Below are 14,735 nucleotides of genomic sequence, written 5' to 3' on the forward strand. Positions count from 1 at the left end.
CCTTCCATGATGAACATCCTCCCGAGGAGCACACAGCCCCTCTGAGCTGGGATGTCCGTCAAACCGGGTCAGGCCCAGCGCCGTTCACGGTGATCGACTGCGGCAGGTCGCTGGTGTTGGCGGTGGGCGGGAGGGTGAAGCCGATGATCAGGCCCGCGGCCAGGGCGACAGAGACGACAGCGACGGCCGCGACACTGATCAGCCACCGGGGTCTGCTGCCCTGCCCGATCACCATCATCCGAGTCTATGGGCGAGGTCGTTCGGTTCGTCGAGTGCGATTCATGCGTTTCTTGGTGAGCCAGCGCATGACGTCCAGGGCGTGTGCCGCCGGGTAGCGGATCGGGTGGAAGACGTGCTCGATCACGTCGTCGGCGACGATCAGGGTGAGTCGTTCGTACAGGGTCATGTCGCCGGCGGTGAAGGTGGGCAGGCCGAGGGTGGCGGCCAGGGTGAGTCGTGGGTCCGGGATCAGGGGGTACGGCAGCCTCAGCCGGTGTACGAGTTCCCGCTGGTAGCCGGTGGACTGTGCGGACAGCCCGTAGACCCGGTCGGCCCCGGCGGTGCGGAGTTCGGCGTGGTGGTCGCGGAACCAGGCCGGTTGCTCGGTGTCCCGCAGTGCGCCGGTCACCTCCAGCAGGCTGTTCGGCAGGTCCAGGCCGGGGCGGCCGGTGAGGGGGTAGACGAAGATGACGCTGCGTCCCGGGCCGAGGGTGGACAGGTCGACGGGGCGGCCGTCGGTGGCGTAGAAGTGCAGTGCTGGCAGAAGGCGGCCGATCAGGTCGTGTGGGTCGGTGCCGAGGGGTGACCGGGCGGCGGGTACGAGGTGGCTGGCTGCCGCGTCCAGCCGGGCGTTGAGGGCGTCGCGTTGTGCGGTCAGTTTGCCGATGCGTTCCTGAAGTGCGGTGACGGTGCCGCGATAGGTGGCCAGAGCGGCGGCGCAGACATCGGCCTCGTCGGCTCCGGCGGCGATGGATTCGACGAAGGGTCGGGTCTCCTCGACGCTGAGTCCGAGGGCCGTGAGTTCCCGGATCTGGGCTACCAGGCGGACCGCGATGGGGTCGTACTCGCGGTAGCCGTTGCCGAGACGGCGGGGGACGACCAGCCCGACGGACTCGTAGTACCGCAGGGCTCGGATGGTCGTTCCGGTTCGGCGCGCCAGCTCCCCCACCCGCACGATCCGATGCTAAACCCGCACCCCTGGGTACGGGTCAAGGTCGTGGGCGGACTTGACCCGTACCCGGAGGTGCGGGTTTAGCGTGCCCGCATGAGTGGTGGCGCGGGTGACTTCGACTACGAGACCAAGGGCGAGGGGTACGCGGTGCAGCGGCGCACCGATCCACGGATCGCGGCGCTGATCCACACCGCGTTGGGTGCGGCCCGTACGGTGCTGAATGTGGGGGCGGGGGCCGGTTCCTACGAGCCCACCGACCGGTACCTGGTGGCGATCGAGCCCTCGGCCCGGATGCGTGGTCAGCGGCCGGCGACGGTGGTGCCGGCGTTGGCCGCCGCTGCCGAGTCCATTCCGTTCGACGATGACGCCTTCGACGCGGCGATGGCGACCGTCACCGTGCACCAGTGGGCGGACACCGCCCGGGGCCTGGCCGAGATTCGTCGGGTCGCGCGGGGCCCGGTGGTGGTGCTCACCTTCGACGGTACGGCCCTGGATCGCTTCTGGCTGGCCGAGTACGCCCCGGAGTTGATCGCGGTGGAGCGCCGCCGTTACCCGGCGATCAGCAGTATCAGGGAGGCCATCGGCTCCCAGGTGGAGGTCGTCGAGGTGCCGATCCCAGTCGACTGTGTGGACGGTTTCACGGAGGCCTACTACGCCCGCCCGGAACAGTTGCTCGATCCGGCGGTGCGGGCCGCCCAGTCGGCGTGGGGGTTCGTCGACGAGGCGGCGACGAGCCGGGCGGTGGAGCGGCTGCGGGCCGACCTCGACTCGGGGACCTGGGAGGCCAGGTACGGGCATCTGCGCAGTCAGCCGACCTTCCACGGCTCGCTGCGACTGATCGTGGGTCGGCCCTGAGGTGACCTGGGAGTCCACCGGTGGTGGCAGCGGATGTGATGAAGGGGGTCGGGGGTGCGGCGCCGGGCGACCGGCCACCGGCTAGCGTCGGGGGCGTGAACAGCGCCTCTCCTCGTGTCCTGCCCGCCGACGGTGATCTCGCCGAGGCGGCGTCCGTGCTGCGTACCGGCGGGTTGGTGGCCTTTCCCACCGAGACCGTCTACGGCCTGGGGGCGAACGCGTTGGACGCGCGGGCGGCGGCCCGGATTTTCGAGGCGAAAGCGCGACCCAGCTTCGATCCGTTGATCACCCATCTGGCGGAGGTGGCCGATCTGGAGCCGCTGGTCGGGTCGGTGCCGCCGGCGGTGGCCGCCTTGGCGGCGCGGTTCTGGCCGGGGCCGTTGACCCTGATCGTGGACCGGCCGGAGGTGGTGCCGCCGATCGTCACCTCCGGGCTGGCGACCATGGCGGTACGGGTGCCGGACAACGAGTACGCGCGGCGGTTGATCGCGGCGGCCGGGGTGCCGGTGGCCGCGCCCAGCGCCAACCGGTTCGGTCAGCTCAGCCCGACCCGGGCCGAGCACGTGGTACGCGGGCTGGGCGCCGCCGTGGACGTGGTGCTCGACGGTGGGCCGACCCGGTGCGGGATCGAGTCGACGATCGTGGACGCCCGGGGGGAACGGCCGGTGGTGCTGCGTCTGGGCGCCTTGCCGGTCGAGGAGTTGGAGAAGGTCACCGGCCCGGTCACGATCCGTCCGGGTAGTTCGGGGCAGCCGGTGGCGCCGGGCACCCTTGCCGCGCACTACGCCCCGCGTACGCCGTTGCGGCTGTCGGGTGCTGCCGGGGTCCTCGACGGGACCGCCACCGAGCAGGTGGGGACGGGGCGGGGGTACCTGGCGTTCCGGGATCGGCCGGCGGGTGACTGGGCGGCGGTGGAGGTCCTCTCACCCTCGGGTGATCTGACCGAGGCGGCGGCGCGGTTGTTCGAGGCGCTGCACCGGTTGGACGCGGCCGGGGTCGGGGAGATCGTCGCCGAGCCGGTGCCGGAGACCGGTGTCGGTCGGGCGGTCAACGACCGGCTGCGCCGGGCCGCCGCCACCTGGGCTCCCACCCCCTGACCCCGCGTCAGGACCCCGACCCTGCCGAACCGGACTGCCCCGCCGGATCAGACTGCCCCGCCGGATCAGACTGCTCAGTCGAGCCTGACTGCGCGGTCGGATCAGAGTGCTCCGCCGGGCTTAGGTGTGGGCCGTCGATTCGGGGCAGCCGGGCGACCAACTTGGTCATGGCACCGTTGGCCAGGGTGGCGCCGAGAGCGGAACCGGTGGCGATGGTCCATCCGACCGGGCCTAGGGGGGTGCACCCGAAGAACTGGCTCAATCCGGGGGTCTGCACCACCGCGGCCAGTGCGCCGAACGAGACGGCCGTGGAGGCGAGCACGGTGGGGCTGGTGCCGCCGGCCAGCACGGTCTGCCCGAGTTGCGTACCGACCAGGGAGACCAGGGCGACGGTGCCGGCGCGGCGGCGGCGACCGGTGTAGCGGGCCAACGTCCAGCCGGCGGTCGCGCCCAGCGTGGTGGCTGCCGCCCGCAGCCCGATCTCCTTGGTCATGGTCTGGCCGAGGGAGGTGTCCGGTCCCTCGCGCAGCATGTCGTCGGCGTGTTCGGCGGCGGGTGGCCGGACGGCGATGGCCATCGCGGGTGCCATGTCGGTGAGCAGGTTGACCAGGAGCAGTTGGCGTCCGTTGAGGGCGGCCTGGCCGGTGGCGGCGGCGGTCAGCACGCTGAAGGCGATCTCGCCGAGGTTGCCGCCGACCAGGATGCTCAGGGCGTGGCGTACCGAGGACCACATCGCGCGTCCTTCGACCAGGGTGGCGATGATGGTCTCCAGCCGGTCGTCGGTGACGACCAGGTCGGCGGCGGCCCGGGCGGCCGGAGTTCCTCGTTGGCCGAGGGCTATGCCCACGTCGGCCAGCCGGATCGCGGGGGCGTCGTTGGCGCCGTCACCGGTCATCGCCACGGTCCGCCCGCGCTTCTGCAACGCCTGGATGATCCGGACCTTGTGGGTCGGGGTGCAGCGGGCCACCACGTCGGTTGCGGTCAGCCGGTCGGCCAGGGCCTCGTCGTCGAGGTGGTCGAGTTCGGTGGCGGTGACAACCCGCTGGGCGGCGCCGTCGCTGATGGTGGCGGCGATCGCCTCGGCGGTGGCCGGATGATCACCGGTGATCATGATGGTGTGCACCCCGGCCTGCCGGATGCGGTGCACGGCCGGCGCGGCACTGGCGCGTACCCCGTCGGCGATGGCCAGGAATCCGGTGAAGGTCAGGCCGGTCACCTCGTCGTCGGTGATGGCGGGGTCGCCGACGATGCATTCGGCGACGGCGAGGATCCGGTGTCCGGCTCCGGCGCGTTCGCTGAGCTGCCGTTGGAGGTCGGCTCGACCGGCCTCGTCCAAGGGCTCCTCCCGACCCCCGGTGCGGTGGTTGGCGCACCGGGGCAGCACCTGCTCGGGTGCGCCCTTCACGCTCAGCAGCAGTCGGCCCTGGGTCTTGCCGACGCTGGCGTGGTAGCCCCGGGAGGGCTCGAAGGGCAGCCCGCCCGCCGCCTGCCAGTCCGGGGCCGCCTCCTGCTCGCCCACCCCGACGGCGCGGGCACCCTGCAGCACCGCCCGGTCGGTCTGCATGGCCAACTCTTCCGGATCATCTGCGGTGGGGGTGGCGCGCAACGCCGCCGCCAGGGTCCGCCGCAACCGGTCGTCGAGTTCGTCCGGGCGGGCGTAGCCGTCCGCATCGCCGACCCCGGCCAGCACCAGGTGTCCTTCGGTGAGGGTGCCGGTCTTGTCGAAGCAGAGCACGTCGACCCGGCCCAGGGCCTCGATGGTGCGCGGGTTGCGGACCAGCGCGCCGTGCCCGGCCAGTCGCCGTGCGGCGGCCAGTTGGGCGGCGCTGACCAGGAAGGGCAGCCCCTCGGGCACCGAGGCCACGGCCAGGTTCGCGGCGGTCGCGGCCGTCTGGGCCAGGGGTACGCCGCGCAGCAGTCCGGCACCGACCACCGCGACCGCCGATCCGACGGCCAGGGGGAGCGCGGCGCGGGTCAGGTTGCCCAGTCGGGCTTCGACTCCGCTGGCCGGTGGTGCCTGGCGGGCCAGGGCCAGGCTGCGTCCGGCTTCGGTGTCGGTGCCGATGGCCACCACCACGGCGGTGCCCTGTCCGGCGGCGATGGTGGTTCCCTCGTAGAGCATCGATCGGCGTTCGGCGACGGCTGCGGCGACCACCGGCTGGTCGGTCTTGGCCACCGGTAGGGACTCGCCGGTCAGGGAGGACTCGTCGGCCTCCAGGCCGACGGATTCCAGCACCCGGCAGTCGGCCGGTACGGCGTCGCCGGATTCCAGCACGATCACGTCACCGGGTACGAGGTCCTCGGCGGGTACCACCCGTTCGGTGCCGGAGCGGCGGACCCGGGCGGTGACGGCCGACCGGGACAGCAGTTGGGCCAGTGACTTCTCGGTGTTGCGCTGGTGCACGGCGCCGATCAGGGCGGAGCCGCCGACGACTCCGCCGACCAGGGCCGCGTCTACCAGGGAGCCGAAGTTGGCCGACAGGGCCGCCCCGGCGATGAGGACCGGGGTCAGCGGGTTGACCAGTTCGTCGGCGACCGCGCGGAGCAGTCCGCCCGGCCCGGCGGCCTCGGCGGGACCGGCGGCCTGGCGCTGTTCGGCCTCGGCGTCGGTCAACCCGTCCGGGCTGCTGCCGAGCTGGTCCAGGACGGTCGGCACCGGCATCAGGTGCCAGGCGGTGATCGCCGGGGCGGGTGTCTCGGCATGTTCGGAGAGCCGGGAGGCCCGCCACACCCCGTGACCGAAGGCCAGGGCGGACGCGCCGTTGACGGCGGCCAGGGTGCGAATGGGAAGGGCGGCACGCTCGGCGGTCAGTGCGCTCAGGGCGCCGAGACCGGTGCCGGCCAGGCCGACGCGCAGGTTCTGTGCGGTCATCCGGCGGGCCACCCCGGCGGCTTCGATGATCAGGGCGGCGATCCGCAGGTCGGTGCCGATCAGCAGGTGGGCGCCCCAGGGCGGCAGGGACTGCGGGTCGGCCACGCCCAGGCCGCAGTCTGCTGCGGCCAGTGCCGCCCGGTCGCCGGAGACGAGCATGACCATGGCGCCTTCGCGCTGCAACCGGCGGATCGAGGCGGCCAGTTGGTCACCCCCGGGCAGCAGGGCGTCGGCGGAGGTGTGCCGCTGCGCGTCTTCGCCGGCCATGATGAGCCGCAGTCCGGCCTGCCGGGCGACCGCCGGCAGGCTGTCCACCCCCGGGGCGGGTTCCGGTTCCACCCGCAGTACCGCTGCCAGGGTGTCGCCCTGGGCCAGGCCGAGCAGGTTGCCGCCCCGCTGGCGCAGCCGGCGGCTCTCCTCGGTGTCGCCGGGGTCGTGGGCGTCGAGTCGGTCCAGCGGGCCGAGCTGCCAGCCGTCGCGTCGGCGTACCTCGTCGGGAGCGTCCGGCTCGAACAGGGCGAACGCCCGGGTGGCCACCTGGGAGATGTCGGCGCCGGGCAGCGGGGCCAGGTCGGCCAGCACGCCTCGGTCGGTGCCGAGGACCCGGGTGTCCAGCACCAGGGTGTCGATCCGGTCGAGTTCGCGCAGCACGCTTCGGTCCATGGCGATGACCCCGCGCTTGGCCAGGATCCGGCCGAGTTGGGCGCCGTAGCCTTCACGACCGCTGCCGGGGGCCTTGGGTAGGGCGGACAGGCCCAGCGCGGCGGCCCGTTTCGGGCCGATCACCGGGCTGGCCGCGGCGAAGGCCGCCACCCCGGCGCCGAGCATCCGGATCTTGTACTGGTCGACCGTGCTGTCCGGCTTCGGGCAGGGGCGCTCACCGTCCGGGTTACGGGCGACGGCCCGATCGGGTTCGCCGGTCAGTCGGGGCTCGGCCTTCTCCCAGGCACGTAGTTGGGCCAGCCCTTCGCCCCACTGCACGACCCGTTGGGCCCCGTCCAGGACGATGCCGGTCCAGCCACCGGCGAGGCCCTGCACCACCGCCTCGGCCAGGGGGAACAGCAGGTCGGCGCGGGGGTCGCTGCGGATGCCCAGTCCGGCCAGGGTGTGCAGCCTGGGGTGCAGGTCCACGGCGCCGAGCAGCCCGGCCACCTCGGCGGGGATCGGGGTGATGGGCAGGATGCGGGTGGCCGCGGAGATGGTCAGGCCCAGGGCGTCGGAGGCCAGGGCGCCGAGGGTACGGGCGGTTCGGGGTCCCTCCCCGGGCGGTTGCGGGGGTGGGATCTCCGGGTCCGGCTCGTGCGGGCTGGCGCGTTCGGTGCGGGCGATGACGGCGATGAGTTCGCGTACCTTCGGCCCGGGTGTGTCGATGGCGACGATGACCCGGCCGGAGGGGGCGTTGACCCGGGCCCACTGCACGCCGGGTATCCGTTGCAGCGCCGTCTCCACCTGGCGGGCCAGGACGTCGCCACCGTCCTGGCAGACCCCGTGCACCTCGATGTGGTGGCGTCCCGGCCGGGACCAGACCCGGCGGCTGCTCAACCCGATGGTGCGGGCGAACCTGCTGACGGTGGCGCTGGCGTCCCGGGCGACATCGTGCACCAGCGGTACGTCGACCGGTGGCCGGAGGCGGCGGAGGAGCCCGCCGAGCGATGTCATCGACGGACGGGACGGATCGGGTAATTGGTCAGCCTTCCGTTGCTTCTGCCGTACCGCATCGCGCCTCCTGCCGGTCGTGCCCGGCGGCCTGGCTTCCCGCCGGGGCGTCCCTTATGCCCGTCCGGGTGGGGGAAGTTTTCCGGTTCGGGTGGGCATGAGCCGGTTCGGTGGGTGGAATGCCGGATGACGACGGGCACGGGGAGGTCTGGATGAGTGCTGGCCGGTGGGTCCGGCGGTGATCGGCTACCGATGAGCTTCCTGACCTTGCTGCCGCTGGCGGTGGTCATGATCGCCGGCACCCAGTTGGTGGCGGCGGTCTTCTTCGCCTCGTCCGACCGACCCCGGGCCGCCTCGTTGGGCTATCTGGCCGGTGCGGCGATCGTGGTGGGTGGCGGTACGACCCTGGCCTGGGCGGCCCTGCGGCTGTTCCGGATCAGGTTCTCGACCGGGACGGCACGCGACGGTGTGGAACGGGCCATCGACTGGCTCGTCCTCGGGCTGCTGGTGGTGCTGGCGATCGCGGTGTTCCTGCTTCGTCACCGGGGTCCGCCGAGCTGGATGGGTCGACTTCAGCACGCCAGCCCCGGGTACGCCTTCCGGGTCGGTCTGCTGCTGTTTCTGGCCATGCCGACCGACGGTCTGACGATGATCGCGGTCGGTGCGACCGCCGCCCGCCATGATCAGAGCTGGTGGCACCTGCTGCCGTTCGTGCTGCTCACCTTGACCCTGCTAGCCCTGCCCCTGCTCGCCCTGCTGCTGCTGGGAGGCCGGGCCCGGGTGGTGTTACCCAGGATCAGGACCTGGGCGGACACCCACTCGTGGATCGTCAGCGAGGCGGTGATCGCGCTGTTCTTCCTGTTCACCCTCGTCGACTTGGCGCGGTGACACCTTCGGGGGAACGGCGTCGAGGTGGGCCTGGTCCCCGGGCGGCCCGACCTACGGTCGAATCATGCTCACGTTCGTCGTCACCAGCGTTCTGTACGTCTGTGGGTTCGTCTTCCTGTACGGGGTGATCCGGTTGGCCGTCCGACATGCCATTGAGGACGTCGAGATGCGCAGGGTGCAGACCCAGCGGGCCGAGGAGATGGCCGCGGCCCGGGATCGGGCCCTGCTGCACAAGCACGGCTTCCTCAGCAACGGCTGAGACCCCCTGGTCGGTTCCGGGTGACCGGGTGATTCGGGGCGGCTGCCGGTGGCGTGACCTGCGGCGGATGCGACGATCTCAGCTGTGATGGGAACGTTGAAGACCGAGCCTGCCCGTACCCGCCCCGATCTGCTGGCCGCGCCGGTGGCCGCCGCGCTGGCCGCCTGGCCCGCCGACGCCGTGGAGGTCGACTCGGTGCTGGTCGCACCGATCGACGCCGAACTCGCCGACACCGCGCAGTTCTGTGCCGCGTACGAGGTGGGGCTGGACGAGTCGGCCAACTGTGTGGTGGTCGCCGGCAAGCGGGAGGGCGTGACCCGGTACGCGGCCTGCCTGGTGCTCGCCACCACCCGGGTGGACGTCAACGGGGTGGTCCGGCGGGCACTGGACGTACGCAAGGCCAGCTTCGCCCCGATGACCGACGCGGTCGAGTTGACCGGCATGGAGTACGGCGGGATCACCCCGATCGGCCTGCCGGCGCAGTGGCCGATCCTGGTCGACGCGCGGGTGGTGGCCGCGCCGTACGTCATCATCGGGTCCGGGGTGCGGCACAGCAAGATCGCGTTGCCCGGTGCGGCGCTGGCCACCCTGCCGAACGCGCGGGTGGTGGAGGATCTGGCCAAGCCGGTCTAGAGACTGATGCTGCTCGATGTTGTTGCACGTGAAACATCGGGCGGTTCAGTTGCCGGCGGCCTCGCGCTGTTCGACCTCGCGCTGTTCGACCTCGGCGAGGGCGGCCAGCAGGGTGGCCGGATCCTGGGCGCCAGCGACGACGTACTTCCCGGCGAACACGAAGGCGGGCACGCTGGTCACCCCCATCTGGCGGGCGGCATCCAGTTCGGCGGTGAGTTCGGCGACTCCGCGGTCGGAGTCGAGGAAGCTGCGGGCCTCGGTGCCGTCCAGGCCCACCTCGGCGGCCAGGGTGGCCAGGGCCTCGGTGGACCCGATGTCCACACCGTCGGTGAAGTGGGCGCGGTGCAGCACCTCGACCATCTCGTCCCCGCGGCCCCGCTCCCCGGCCCAGTCGATCAGCCGGTGCGCGTCGAAGGTGTTGGCCGCGATCGCCCGGTCGAAACGGAAATCCAACCCCAGGTCCGCGCCGATCCCGGCTACCCGGTCGACCATCTGCCGGACCCGATCCGGTCCGCCGAACTTCCCGCTCAGCGCCTCCAGTAGCGGCCTGGGCTCGGTCACCGGGGTCGAATCGAGCTGGAAGGGCCGCTGCCGGACGGTGACCGAGCCTTCGTAGGAGGCCAGGGCCAGGTCCAGCTTCCGCCGACCGATCCAGCACCAGGGGCAGACCACGTCGGCGTAGATGTCGATCTCCATAACCCGGGTCAACCCCTCGGTCCGGCGATCTGTTCCCGCACCTGCCGCTTGAGTCGGCCCAGGATGGCGGTGCCGCCCCGCACCCGCAGCGGGGTGATCGCCTGCGCCAGACCCATCCGCTGGTACAGGTCGTCCGGCACGGCGAGCACCTGCTCAGGAGTGGCCCCGGCCAGCCCTTCGGCGAGGATGCCGGCGAAGGCCCGAGTGGTCGGCGCCTCCGGCGGGCAGTCGAACAAGGTCCGTACCGTGCCCTCGGGGGTCACCTCGGCGCGGAGGAAGAAGGGGGTCTGACACTCCGGCACCTGCTCCATGCCTTCGTGGCCCTCCTGGCCGGCGGGCAGCGGCGGCACCGCCTCGGAGTACTCCAGCAGCATCTCCAGCACCACGTCCCGTGGCGCGGCGGCGAACTCGTCCACGATCTCGGCCAGCTTGCTCGGCATCTCGGGCATTCCGCCAGGCTACCGGCGTACCCCGGTCACAGGGTGGGGGCCTGCTCGCTGATCTGCCCGAGGGCGGACTGGGGGTCGAACTGCACGGCCAGGTCGCCGAGGGAGATGATGCCGACCAGCTTGCGTTCGGCATCGCAGACCAGCACCCGGCGTACGCCCCGTTCGCGCATCAGGGCCGCCGCGTCACCGGCCGAGCAGTTCTGCTCGATCATCACCACCTCGCGGGTGGTGATCGAACCGATCGTCGTACTGGTGGGGTCGCTGTTGGCGGCCACCGCCCGGACCACGATGTCGCGGTCGGTGAGCAGTCCGGCGAGGGTGGCGCCCTCGGTGACGACGACGTCACCGATGTCGGCTTCCTTCATCACCCGGGCCGCCTCGTCGAGAGTGGTTTCCGCCGACAGGTAGATGACCTGTCGGGTCATCACGTCGGCGACGCGATAGTCGGACATGAGAGCCTCCAGAGAACATTAGGTCGATCAGAATGCGGTACCCCGTTCTCCGGCTACTACACCCCATCCGGGACACGCTCACCGCTCACCGTCAGATGGGGGAGCAGGTCGGCCAGCGGCAGTTCGGTGCGCTCGCCGGTGGCCCGGTCGCGTACTTCGACGTACCCCTCGGCCAGGCGGCGGCCGACCACGACGGTGCGCGGGATGCCGATCAGCTCGGCGTCGGTGAACTTCACCCCGGCCGAGACCCCGGTCCGGTCGTCCACCAACACCCGCAGACCGGCCGCGGACAGCCGGGCACCGAGGTCGAGGGCCGCCTCCAACTGCGGACCCTTGCCCGCCGCCACCAGATGCACATCGCAGGGTGCCACCGACCTGGGCCAGACCAGTCCCCGCTCATCGTGGTGCTGTTCGGCGATGGCCGCCACCGCCCGGGACACCCCGATGCCGTAGCAGCCCATGGTCAGGCGCACCGGCTTGCCCTGCGGTCCGAGTACGTCGACGGCGAAGGCGTCGGTGTAACGGCGGCCCAGCTGGAAGATGTGCCCGATCTCGATGCCCCGGCGCATCGTCAGCCGACCCTGGGCGCAGGCCGGGCAGGGGTCACCGGCGCGTACCTCGACGGCCTCGACCGTGCCGTCGGGGGTGAAGTCCCGGCCGCACACCACATCGGTGGCGTGCCGGCCCGGTTCGTTGGCGCCGGTCAGCCAGGCCGTCCCCGGCACCACCCGGGGATCGACCAGGTAACGGATGCCCAGCTTGTCGAGCACCTGCGGGCCGAGGTAGCCACGAACCAACTCGGGATGGTCGTCCCAGCCGTCGAAGATGTCCACAGTGGTGGGGGACAGCGCGGCGGCCAACCGCTTCAGGTCCACCTCCCGGTCGCCCGGCACCCCGACCACGAGGAGTTCCGCATCCTCGGCACCCGGACGACGCAGGGTCAGCACCACGTTCTTCAAGGTGTCGGCGGCGGTCCAGTCGGTCCGACCGGCCAGGGCCCGGTCGTTGGCCAGGGCGACCAGGCCGGCGATGGTCGGCGTCTCCGGGGTGTCGTGCACCTCGGCGGCAGGCTGCCGGTGCGGGTCACCGGCCGGGGGTGCCGGGGTGGTCACCGCCTCGGTGTTGGCCGCGTAGGCACAGTCGGTGCAGCCCACGTAGGTGTCCTCCCCGACCGGGGTGGCCGCCAGGAACTCCTCCGAGGCGGAACCCCCCATCGCCCCGGACACGGCATGCACCACGGTGTAGTCCAGGCCCAGCCGGTCGAAGATCTTCCGGTACGCCGCGCGGTGCCGGTCGTACGCCGCCCGCAGGCCCTCGTCGTCCAGGTCGAAGGAGTACGCGTCCTTCATCAGGAACTCGCGTCCGCGCAGCAGCCCGGCCCGGGGACGGGCCTCGTCCCGGAACTTGGTCTGGATCTGGAACAGCGCCATCGGGAGATCCCGGTACGAGGTGAACAGGTCCTTCACCAGCAACGCGGCCATCTCCTCATGGGTCGGCGCGAGCAGGTGCTCGGCCCCGCGCCGGTCGGCCAGGGTGAAGATGTCGTCGCCGTACTCCGTCCACCGTCCGCTGGTGCGGTACGGCTCCGCCGGCAGCAGCGCCGGGAAGTGCACCTCCTGGCCACCGATCGCGGTCATCTCGGCCCGGACGATCTCGGTGACCCGGTCCAGCACCAGCTTGCCCAGCGGCAGCCAGGTGTAGCCGCCCGGCGCGGCCCGCCGCAGGTAGCCGGCGCGCAGCAGCAGCCGATGGCTCGGCACCTCCGCCTCGGCCGGGTCCTCGCGCAGGGTCCGGAGCAGGGTGGTGGACATCCGTAGCAGCATTGCCGCAGGGTACGACCGCAGGGGCGGTCTCGGCGAACGCATTGGGTACTAGGGTTCGCTGAGTCCGGCCCGATGCGCGATCACCGCCAGGGCCGTCCGGTCCCGGGCGTTCAGCTTGGTCAGCAGGCGACTCACATAGGTGCGGGCGGTCGCCGGACTGATGAACAGGGCACGGCCGATCTCGTCGTTCGTCTCCCCCAACCCGACCCGGGCCAGCACGGCCCGCTCCCGCTCGGTCAGCACGGCCAGCCGAGGATCGGGGCGGGCCGGTCGGGGTGCGGCGGCCAGCCGTTCCATCACCCGGCGGGTGACCGAGGGGGACAACAGGTTCCCGCCCGCCGCCGCCGTCAGCACCGCCCGGCGCAGCTCCTCCGAGGGGGTGTCCTTCAACAGGTACCCGGCGGCGCCCAGGCTGACCGCCTCGATGATGTCCTCCTCGTCGTCGAAGGTGGTCAGGATCAGCACCCGGGTGGCGGCCAACTGCTCGTCGGCCCGGATCGCCGCGGTCGCGGCCAGGCCGTCCAGCACCGGCATCCGGATGTCCATGAGTACGACATCGGGCCGATGCTGCCGGGCCAGGCGCAGCCCGGACCGCCCGTCGGCGGCCTCCCCGACCACCTCGATCCGCGGATCGGCCGACAGCAGGGTACGGATGCCGGCCCGGACCAGATCCTGGTCGTCGACGATCAGCACCCTGGTCATGCCGGCCCGACCAGCGGAAGTTCGGCGTGGACGGCGAAACCCCCCGGCACCGGGTCGGCGGTCAGCCGACCCCCCAGGCTCTCGGCCCGCTCCCGCATCCCGACGATGCCGTGCCCGGGGGTGCCTGCCTTTGGTGCTTCGAGTTCCGCGTCGGCTGGGGCGTCGGCGCCGGTGTCGGTGACCGACAGGGTCAGGCGGTGCTCGTCCTGGCGTACCCGGATCTCGACCCGGCTGCCGGCGGAGTGTCGTACGACATTGGTGATCGCCTCCTGCACGATCCGGAAGGCGGCGGCCTCCACCGGACCCGGGACGGGGATGTCGAGGTCGACCCGGAGGTCGACGTCGAACCCGGCGGCGCCGGCCGCCTGGGTGACCGCGTCGAGGTTGGCCAGCGAGACGACCGTGCGGCGCTGGTCGTCCGGCGAGCGGAGCAGGGTCACCGTGCGCCGCAGGTCGACCAGGCTGCGGCCGGCCGCCGACCGGATCAGCTCCAGCGCCGAGCGGGCGGCGGCCTCGTCCCGGCCCAACGCCTCCCGAGCCACATCGGCGTGCAGGGCGATCACCGACACGGTGTGACCCAGAGAATCGTGCAGGTCCCGGGCGATGGCCATCCGTTCGTGCTGGATACGGGTGTGCGCCTCCTGCCGGTACCGCGCGGCGGTCAGTTCGGCGATCCGCCGGGCGTCCGCCTGCGCCGCCCGGCGGGACCGCACGCTGTCGCCGAGAGCGATCGCCGCCCCCATCAACAGCAGGTGCCCGGCCAACTCGTAGCCGACCACGAAGGAGAAGTCCTGCCCCTCGGCCAGACGGAAGACCACCGAGACCACGGTGACCAGCACGGCGGCGGTGACGGCGGCGGCGAGTCGGCCGTACTCGGCGGCGGAGAAGAGGGCGGCGGCGACCGGCACGGCCAAGCCGATCGCCGGGTAGCCGACGGCGTAGTAGGCGCACAGGCCCAGCACCGTCACGGCGAGCACCGGCACCGGGTAGCGGCGACGGGCCAGCATCAGCGCCCCGAGGCCGACGGCCCACAGGTAGGCGACCCCTACCGGCCCGTGTCGGCCACCCTCGTTGGCGCTGATCACGATCGAAACGACGACGGTGACACCCACACCGAGCAGGAGATCGACTACCCAGGGGCGGCACGCCTGCTCCCTCGCACGACCGGCCACGGCCTCAGGG

The 14,735-nt window shown here is 72.1% G+C and carries 14 protein-coding genes; 5 read left to right on the top strand and 9 right to left on the bottom strand.

The window, feature by feature from the left end:
- Nucleotides 1-58: 58 nt before the first annotated feature.
- On the bottom strand, nucleotides 59-235 hold the full coding sequence (locus ACLQ2T_RS00005) for a hypothetical protein (protein WP_425763906.1): 177 nt from the start codon (nucleotides 233-235) through the stop codon (nucleotides 59-61).
- 9 nt (nucleotides 236-244) lie between these two features.
- Complete coding sequence (locus tag ACLQ2T_RS00010) at nucleotides 245-1,174, bottom strand: MerR family transcriptional regulator (protein WP_425763907.1); 930 nt, start codon at nucleotides 1,172-1,174, stop codon at nucleotides 245-247.
- 90 nt (nucleotides 1,175-1,264) lie between these two features.
- Here ACLQ2T_RS00010 and ACLQ2T_RS00015 point away from each other — a divergent pair, with 90 nt between their 5' ends.
- Nucleotides 1,265-2,026 (top strand): methyltransferase domain-containing protein, encoded by a 762-nt coding sequence (locus ACLQ2T_RS00015; RefSeq protein ID WP_425763908.1) that lies wholly within the window; start codon nucleotides 1,265-1,267, stop codon nucleotides 2,024-2,026.
- A gap of 119 nt (nucleotides 2,027-2,145) precedes the next feature.
- On the top strand, nucleotides 2,146-3,123 hold the full coding sequence (locus ACLQ2T_RS00020) for an L-threonylcarbamoyladenylate synthase (RefSeq protein ID WP_425764394.1): 978 nt from the start codon (nucleotides 2,146-2,148) through the stop codon (nucleotides 3,121-3,123).
- A 7-nt stretch (nucleotides 3,124-3,130) separates the two neighbouring features.
- On the opposite strand, the gene ACLQ2T_RS00025 is transcribed toward ACLQ2T_RS00020, so the two are convergent.
- The gene (locus ACLQ2T_RS00025) at nucleotides 3,131-7,654 is read right to left on the bottom strand and encodes an HAD-IC family P-type ATPase (protein ID WP_425763909.1); all 4,524 of its coding nucleotides are present in this window, start codon (nucleotides 7,652-7,654) and stop codon (nucleotides 3,131-3,133) included.
- A 249-nt stretch (nucleotides 7,655-7,903) separates the two neighbouring features.
- On the opposite strand from ACLQ2T_RS00025, the gene ACLQ2T_RS00030 reads away from it, so the two are divergent.
- The 3 genes from ACLQ2T_RS00030 to ACLQ2T_RS00040 all read left to right on the top strand — a co-directional run bounded on the left by ACLQ2T_RS00030 (nucleotide 7,904) and on the right by ACLQ2T_RS00040 (nucleotide 9,431).
- Entirely contained in the window at nucleotides 7,904-8,539 is a 636-nt protein-coding gene (locus tag ACLQ2T_RS00030) for a GAP family protein (protein ID WP_425763910.1), read from the top strand.
- Between the two features lie 64 nt (nucleotides 8,540-8,603).
- Entirely contained in the window at nucleotides 8,604-8,798 is a 195-nt protein-coding gene (locus ACLQ2T_RS00035) for a hypothetical protein (protein ID WP_425763911.1), read from the top strand.
- 87 nt (nucleotides 8,799-8,885) lie between these two features.
- On the top strand, nucleotides 8,886-9,431 hold the full coding sequence (locus tag ACLQ2T_RS00040; RefSeq protein WP_425764395.1) for a YbaK/EbsC family protein: 546 nt from the start codon (nucleotides 8,886-8,888) through the stop codon (nucleotides 9,429-9,431).
- 45 nt (nucleotides 9,432-9,476) lie between these two features.
- Here ACLQ2T_RS00040 and ACLQ2T_RS00045 read toward each other — a convergent pair whose 3' ends face one another.
- From ACLQ2T_RS00045 to ACLQ2T_RS00070, 6 genes are read right to left on the bottom strand one after another with little or no spacing between them, the layout of a single operon-like run.
- Nucleotides 9,477-10,127, bottom strand: coding sequence for a DsbA family oxidoreductase (locus ACLQ2T_RS00045; RefSeq protein WP_425763912.1), 651 nt, complete (start codon nucleotides 10,125-10,127; stop codon nucleotides 9,477-9,479).
- Between the two features lie 8 nt (nucleotides 10,128-10,135).
- Nucleotides 10,136-10,576, bottom strand: coding sequence for a SufE family protein (locus ACLQ2T_RS00050; protein ID WP_425763913.1), 441 nt, complete (start codon nucleotides 10,574-10,576; stop codon nucleotides 10,136-10,138).
- Nucleotides 10,577-10,602: 26 nt separating this feature from the next.
- Nucleotides 10,603-11,028 carry a CBS domain-containing protein gene (locus ACLQ2T_RS00055; RefSeq protein WP_425763914.1) on the bottom strand — a complete coding sequence of 142 codons (426 nt, stop codon included), beginning with the start codon at nucleotides 11,026-11,028 and terminating at the stop codon, nucleotides 10,603-10,605.
- A gap of 56 nt (nucleotides 11,029-11,084) precedes the next feature.
- A complete protein-coding gene (locus tag ACLQ2T_RS00060) occupies nucleotides 11,085-12,851 on the bottom strand; it encodes a proline--tRNA ligase (protein ID WP_425763915.1) in 1,767 nt (588 codons plus the stop codon).
- A 48-nt stretch (nucleotides 12,852-12,899) separates the two neighbouring features.
- Nucleotides 12,900-13,553, bottom strand: a complete 654-nt coding sequence (locus ACLQ2T_RS00065; protein WP_425763916.1) for a response regulator — start codon at nucleotides 13,551-13,553, stop codon at nucleotides 12,900-12,902.
- A complete protein-coding gene (locus ACLQ2T_RS00070) occupies nucleotides 13,550-14,725 on the bottom strand; it encodes a sensor histidine kinase (protein ID WP_425763917.1) in 1,176 nt (391 codons plus the stop codon). The genes ACLQ2T_RS00065 and ACLQ2T_RS00070 overlap by 4 nt, the downstream gene beginning before the upstream one ends.
- Nucleotides 14,726-14,735: the final 10 nt, after the last annotated feature.

The sequence above is a fragment of the Micromonospora sp. DT229 genome, assembly GCF_049844505.1.
Lineage (GTDB): Bacteria > Actinomycetota > Actinomycetes > Mycobacteriales > Micromonosporaceae > Micromonospora.